This window comes from Mesorhizobium sp. M7A.F.Ca.CA.002.15.2.1 (assembly GCF_003998715.1).
In the GTDB taxonomy this organism is placed as follows: domain Bacteria; phylum Pseudomonadota; class Alphaproteobacteria; order Rhizobiales; family Rhizobiaceae; genus Mesorhizobium; species Mesorhizobium ciceri.
This window is the reverse complement of record NZ_RZPI01000328.1, coordinates 1-5,938: the sequence shown is the minus strand read 5'-3', so window position 1 is coordinate 5,938 and position 5,938 is coordinate 1. Positions and strand designations below refer to the sequence as shown.

Here is a 5,938-nt window from a genome sequence, read left to right as displayed (position 1 = left end):
CGCCTACCCGCCGCTGTCGGGTATCGGCTACAGTCCCGATGTCGGTGTCGATTATTATATCTGGGCGCTGCAAGTGGCGGGCGTCGGCACGCTGCTGTCGGGCGTGAACCTGGTCTGCACCATCGTCAAGATGCGCGCGCCTGGCATGACCATGATGAGAATGCCGATCTTCACCTGGACCGCGCTCTGCACAAATGTGCTCATCGTCGCCGCCTTCCCGGTGCTGACGGCGGTGCTGGCCCTGCTGGCTCTCGACCGCTATGTCGGCACCAACTTCTTCACGAACGACTTCGGCGGCAATCCGATGATGTACGTGAACCTGATCTGGATCTGGGGCCACCCCGAGGTCTACATCCTGATCCTGCCGGCCTTCGGCATATTTTCCGAAGTGACCTCGGCCTTCTGCGGCAAGCGGCTCTTTGGCTACACCTCGATGGTCTACGCAACCATCGTCATCACCATCCTGTCCTATCTCGTCTGGCTGCATCACTTTTTCACCATGGGGTCGGGAGCGAGCGTCAACTCGTTCTTCGGCATCACCACGATGATCATTTCGATCCCGACAGGCGCCAAGATATTCAACTGGCTGTTCACCATGTACCGCGGCCGCATCCGCTTCGAACTGCCGATGATGTGGACAGTCGCCTTCATGCTGACCTTCACCGTCGGCGGCATGACCGGCGTGCTGCTCGCCGTTCCGCCGGCCGACTTCGTGCTCCACAACAGCCTGTTCCTGGTCGCGCATTTCCACAACGTCATCATCGGCGGCGTGCTGTTCGGCCTGTTTGCCGGTATCAGCTACTGGTTCCCCAAGGCATTCGGCTTCCGGCTCGATCCGTTCTGGGGAAAGATGTCCTTCTGGTTCTGGGTGGTCGGCTTCTGGTTCGCCTTCATGCCGCTGTACATCCTCGGCCTGATGGGCGTAACGCGCCGGCTACGCACCTTCGAGGATCCCTCGCTGCAGATCTGGTTCATCATCGCCGCTTTTGGCGCCTTCCTGATCCTCCTTGGTATCCTGTCCTTCCTCATCCAGATCTTCGTCAGCGTGCGCCGGCGCGAGCAGCTTCGCGACGACACCGGTGATCCGTGGGACGGGCGTACACTCGAATGGGCAACCTCGTCGCCGCCCCCGGCCTACAATTTCGCCTTTACGCCGGTCGTCCACGATCTCGACACCTGGGCGGACATGAAGAATCGCGGTTACCAGCGTCCGTTGACGGGCTTCCACGACATCCACATGCCGCGCAACACCGGAGCCGGCGTCATTCTGGCTGGGTTGAGCGTGGTGCTTGCCGTGGCGCTCATCTGGTACATCTGGTGGCTGGCGATCGTGAGCTTCGTTGCTCTGATCGGCTACGCCATCGCGCATACCTTCAATTACGACCGGGACTTCCACATTCCGTCCAGCGACGTCACCCGCGTCGAGGACGAGCGGACACGCCTGCTCGCAGCCACCAGCCAGGCGGGATGAGCACCATGGCACACGCCGACACGGTGATCGACGACACGATCTTCCACCTGGAAGACGACCACGGCCATGCCGAGAGCGGCAGCAGCACCATGCTCGGCTTCTGGATCTACCTGATGAGCGACTGCCTCATCTTTGCGATGCTGTTTGCAGTCTACGGCGTGCTCGGTGGCAACTACGCCGCCGGGCCCGCGCCGAAGGACCTGTTCGATCTTCCGCTGGTCGCGCTCAACACCACCATGCTGCTCCTGTCCTCCATCACCTACGGCTTCGCGATGCTGGAGATGGCGAAAGGGCGAGTGAGGCCGATGCAGGTGTGGCTGGTGATCACCGGCCTGTTCGGCCTCGCCTTTCTCGGCATCGAACTCTACGAATTCGCCCATTTCATCCACGAGGGGGCGACGCCGCAGCGCAGCGGCTTTCTTTCGTCGTTCTTCACGCTGGTCGGAACGCATGGCCTGCACGTCACCTTCGGCCTGGTCTGGCTGGTGGTGCTGATGGTGCAGGTCTCCAGGCATGGGCTGATCGCCGCGAACCAGCGGCGCCTGATGTGCCTGAGCATGTTCTGGCACTTCCTCGACGTCATCTGGATCGGCGTCTTCACCTTCGTTTATCTGATGGGAATGTTGCGATGAGCGCCGGGCACCAAACAGACACCAGCAACCACAGCCACGCGCATCACGGCGTCAATCACGGCTCGCTGGCCGGCTATCTGACAGGCTTCGGCCTGTCCGTCGTGCTGACCGCCGTTCCCTTCTGGCTGGTCATGACCAACGCGCTCGGCAATCAGATGGCGTCGGCGATTGCCATCATGGCCTTCGCCGTCGTGCAAATCATCGTCCACATGGTGTTCTTCCTGCATATGAACACCAGGTCGGAGAGCGGCTGGACCATGATGGCGCTGATCTTCACCCTCATCCTGGTGATGATCGCGCTGACGGGCTCGCTCTGGGTCATGTACCATCTGAACGTCAACATGATGCCCGGCCATGACATGAGTCAGATACCCTGAGAGAGGGACCTGGCTTTGGACGAACAGGCGCGGACGACACCGCATCCGAATACAGGCGACGGCCAAAGGGTTACGCGTTCGAGATGGACGCTATTGATGCTTTGCCTTTGCGGAGCCATCGGCATCGCAGGGTTCTCGGCGCTCGGTATCTGGCAGCTGGAGCGCCGCGTCTGGAAGCTCGACCTGATCGAGCGTGTCGACCAGCGTCTCAAGGCAGTACCCGTGGCCGCCCCGGCGCCTTCGGCCTGGCCAGCGATCAACGCCAGGGATGACGAGTATCGCCGCCTCGTCGTCACGGGCCGGTTTCTCGGTGATCGCGAGACCCTGGTCCAGGCGGTCACCGATCTCGGCGGTGGCTTCTGGGTAATGGCGCCGTTCCGAGCGGATGATGGCTTCACGATTCTGGTGAACAGGGGCTTCGTGCCGACGGACAAGCGCGATCCGGCAACCCGCTTCGCAGGCAAGCCCTCGGGCGATCACACCGGAATTCATGGCCTGTTGCGCATCAGCGAACCGAAAGGCGGCTTCCTGCGCACCAACGATCCGGCTGCCAACCGCTGGTATTCGCGCGATGTACAGGCGATCGCCGCCAAGCAAGGCATCGGGCAGGTCGCTCCTTATTTCATCGATGCCGATGCCACGCCCAATCCGGGAGGGTGGCCGGTCGGCGGCCTGACGGTCGTTTCGTTCCACAACAACCATCTGGTCTATGCCCTGACATGGTTCGGGCTGGCCTTGATGGTGCTGGGCGCGGTCGCCTGGCTGTTGCGGCAGGCTGTGAAAGACAGGCCCGGCGGGGGCTGACCGCTGACCGCTGGCCGAGGCAAAGCCGAAATTACGCACGGAAGCGCTCATGCCGGCGCAGAGGATGGCGTGATCGCTCTGCTCGTGCCGGCTGGTCATTTCCGACGCGCATCAATAGGTTTCCCTTCAAACCCTCATCCATGAGCGCGCAGGGCAGGCTTCCCAGCCGTCTCGGGCTGGAGCACCTAGCTAAAACCGCTGGCGAAACGCGACCGATTTGCGTATCACTCCGCCGCCATTGGAGCCCTATCGATGTTTGAGACCCTGCAGCCCGCCCCCGCCGACAAGATCCTGGCCCTGATCGGCCTTTATCGCGCCGATCCGCGCCCCGACAAAGTCGATCTCGGCGTCGGCGTCTACAAGGATCGCGACGGCAAGACGCCGGTTATGCGCGCCGTGCGCGAGGCGGAAAAGCGCCTGCTGCAGGCCCAGGACACCAAGACCTATCTCGGCCTTGCCGGCGATACCGGCTTCAACACGGTGATGGCCAAGCTCGCCTTCGGTCCGGGCGCTGACATGACGCGCATCCGCGCCGCACAGGCGCCCGGCGGCTCCGGCGCGCTGCGGCTGGTGGCGGAATTGCTGAAGCGGACGCGTTCGGACGCAACCATCTGGCTGTCGGACCCGACCTGGCCGAACCACATGCCGGTGATGCGCGCCGCCGGCCTGCAGATCCGTGAATACCCGTATTTCGACGCCGCGTCGGGTGCTGTTCGCTTCGACGACATGCTGGCGGCCCTGCGGACCGCAAAGAGCGGCGACGTCGTGCTGCTGCATGGCTGCTGCCACAACCCAACCGGCGCCAATCTGGATGCGGCACAGTGGGCAGCCGTTACCGATCTGGTCGTCGAGCGCGCGCTGCTGCCGTTCGTCGACATCGCTTATCAGGGCTTTGGCGATGGCCTTGAGGCCGACGCCCTCGGCTTGCGCCTGCTGGCGGCGAAAGTTCCGGAAATGGTCGTCGCGTCGAGCTGCTCGAAGAATTTCGCCGTCTACCGCGACCGCGTCGGCGCAGCAATGATCCTGGCCAAGGACGGCGCACAGGCAGATGTGGCGATGAGCCAGATGCTGTCGGCGGCGCGCGCCATGTATTCGATGCCGCCGGACCACGGGGCAGCAGCCGTACGCATCGTGCTGGAGGACGCCGCCTTGCGTGCAGACTGGGAAGCCGAACTTGAAGAGATGCGGCTGCGCATGCTGAGACTCCGTGTCCAGTTCTCCGAAGCCCTGCGCCGGCAATCCAATTCCGACCGCTTCGATTTCGTCGCCAGCCATCGCGGCATGTTCTCCCGCCTTGGCCTCACCGAAGCGCAAGTCGAACGGCTGCGCGCCGAGCACGGCGTCTACATGGTCGGCGACAGCCGCATCAATGTCGCCGGCCTGCCCGAGGACGGCATGGACGACCTCGCCAAAGCGATCGTCTCGGTGCTCGACTGACGTGGCTCGCCTGTGGACAAGGCACTCTCGCCGGCTGACAGCGTTGGCCGCGCGGCCGGCCGCGCGATAGCATCAGCCCTATGACGCCATCGAAAGACATTTCGCGCCTGATCGAGATCATGGCGGCGCTGCGGGCGCCGAAGACCGGCTGTCCCTGGGATATCGAACAGGATTTCTCGACCATCGCGCCCTACACGATCGAAGAGGCCTATGAGGTCGCGGATGCCATCGCGCGCGGCGACCTCGACGATCTGCGCGACGAACTCGGCGATCTGCTGCTGCAGGTCGTCTACCACGCGCAAATGGCCGAGGAGGCCGGCGAGTTTGCCTTCCCCGATGTGGTGCAAGCCATCACGACGAAAATGATCCGACGCCATCCGCATGTCTTCGGCGACGAAAAGGCCCGCAGCGCCGGCATGGCCAAGGGCATGCGGGAAAAGATCAAGGCAGAAGAGAAGGCAGAGAAACGAAGCGCCCGCCTCGCGCGCGGTCTCGATCCCGAAGACAATGGCAAGGGGTTTCTGGATAGCGTGCCGGTCGCCCTGCCCGCGCTGACCCGGGCGCTGAAACTTCAGGAGAAGGCCGCCCGCGTCGGCTTCGACTGGAGCGAGGCAGCACCCATCCTCGACAAGATCGAGGAAGAGATCGGCGAATTGCGCGAGGCGCTGGCCAAGGGCGACACCGCCTCGATCAAGGACGAGTTCTGCGACATGCTGTTTGCCGTCGTCAATCTCGGTCGCCACCTCAAGCTCGATTCGGAAGCAGCGCTGAGCGGCACCAACGAGAAATTCCGCTCACGTTTCCATTATGTCGAGCAGGCTTTGGAGAAAGCCGGCAACACGCTGGACAAGGCTGATCTGGCCGAGATGGAAGCGCTCTGGCAGGAAGCAAAGACCGCGAAGTAGTCTCTCTTTTCGGGCAACTCCCGACGGAAACCGCTATACACTTTTCCTGGAACTGCTCCGGATTATCCGTTGTTTTTGCGACGCAATCTGTTTTCGATCTCTTCGCGCGCGCTTTGCGTGGCCTTCAGCGAGATGGTGGCGCTGCCGTCGTCATTGTCGCTTCGCGAAACCACATCGCCATTGCGGTAAAGCCAGTCGACAAGGCCGAACTGTGCCGGCTCGATCGTCACGGTGAGGTCTTCGAGTTCGCCCGCCATCCGCGTTTCGATGATCGCCTTCAGCGCATCGATGCCCTCGCCGGTCACCGCCGAC

Annotated in this window: 6 protein-coding genes and 1 pseudogene; 6 read left to right on the top strand and 1 reads right to left on the bottom strand. The window is 62.8% G+C overall.

Annotated features, from left to right (window positions below):
• From ENZ74_RS18650 to mazG, 6 genes are all read left to right on the top strand, one after another.
• The coding region (locus ENZ74_RS18650; protein WP_127312912.1) for a cbb3-type cytochrome c oxidase subunit I at nucleotides 1-1,471 on the top strand (1,471 nt) is incomplete at its 5' end.
• Between the two features lie 5 nt (nucleotides 1,472-1,476).
• On the top strand, nucleotides 1,477-2,103 hold the full coding sequence (gene cyoC, locus ENZ74_RS18645) for a cytochrome o ubiquinol oxidase subunit III (RefSeq protein WP_013531504.1): 627 nt from the start codon (nucleotides 1,477-1,479) through the stop codon (nucleotides 2,101-2,103).
• Nucleotides 2,100-2,480: a cytochrome o ubiquinol oxidase subunit IV gene (cyoD, locus tag ENZ74_RS18640; protein ID WP_013531503.1), complete on the top strand. Its 381-nt coding sequence runs from the start codon at nucleotides 2,100-2,102 to the stop codon at nucleotides 2,478-2,480. The genes cyoC and cyoD overlap by 4 nt, the downstream gene beginning before the upstream one ends.
• 96 nt (nucleotides 2,481-2,576) lie before the next feature.
• Nucleotides 2,577-3,284, top strand: coding sequence for an SURF1 family protein (locus ENZ74_RS18635; protein WP_063168041.1), 708 nt, complete (start codon nucleotides 2,577-2,579; stop codon nucleotides 3,282-3,284).
• A gap of 252 nt (nucleotides 3,285-3,536) precedes the next feature.
• Nucleotides 3,537-4,721 (top strand): amino acid aminotransferase, encoded by a 1,185-nt coding sequence (locus ENZ74_RS18630; RefSeq protein WP_063168042.1) that lies wholly within the window; start codon nucleotides 3,537-3,539, stop codon nucleotides 4,719-4,721.
• Between the two features lie 80 nt (nucleotides 4,722-4,801).
• Complete coding sequence (gene mazG, locus ENZ74_RS18625; protein WP_127312911.1) at nucleotides 4,802-5,626, top strand: nucleoside triphosphate pyrophosphohydrolase; 825 nt, start codon at nucleotides 4,802-4,804, stop codon at nucleotides 5,624-5,626.
• Nucleotides 5,627-5,688: 62 nt separating this feature from the next.
• On the opposite strand, the pseudogene ENZ74_RS18620 reads toward mazG, so the two are convergent.
• Nucleotides 5,689-5,938 (bottom strand): annotated as a pseudogene (locus tag ENZ74_RS18620) (GTPase HflX); the annotation flags it as partial.

Excerpts from the sequence above, each read along its gene's own strand:
- ENZ74_RS18635 (WP_063168041.1), top strand. The coding sequence starts at position 2,577 with ATGCTTTGCCTTTGCGGAGCCATCGGCATCGCAGGGTTCTCGGCGCTC.
- ENZ74_RS18630 (WP_063168042.1), top strand. The coding sequence starts at position 3,537 with ATGTTTGAGACCCTGCAGCCCGCCCCCGCCGACAAGATCCTGGCCCTG.
- cyoC (WP_013531504.1), top strand. The coding sequence starts at position 1,477 with ATGGCACACGCCGACACGGTGATCGACGACACGATCTTCCACCTGGAA.
- mazG (WP_127312911.1), top strand. The coding sequence starts at position 4,802 with ATGACGCCATCGAAAGACATTTCGCGCCTGATCGAGATCATGGCGGCG.
- cyoD (WP_013531503.1), top strand. The coding sequence starts at position 2,100 with ATGAGCGCCGGGCACCAAACAGACACCAGCAACCACAGCCACGCGCAT.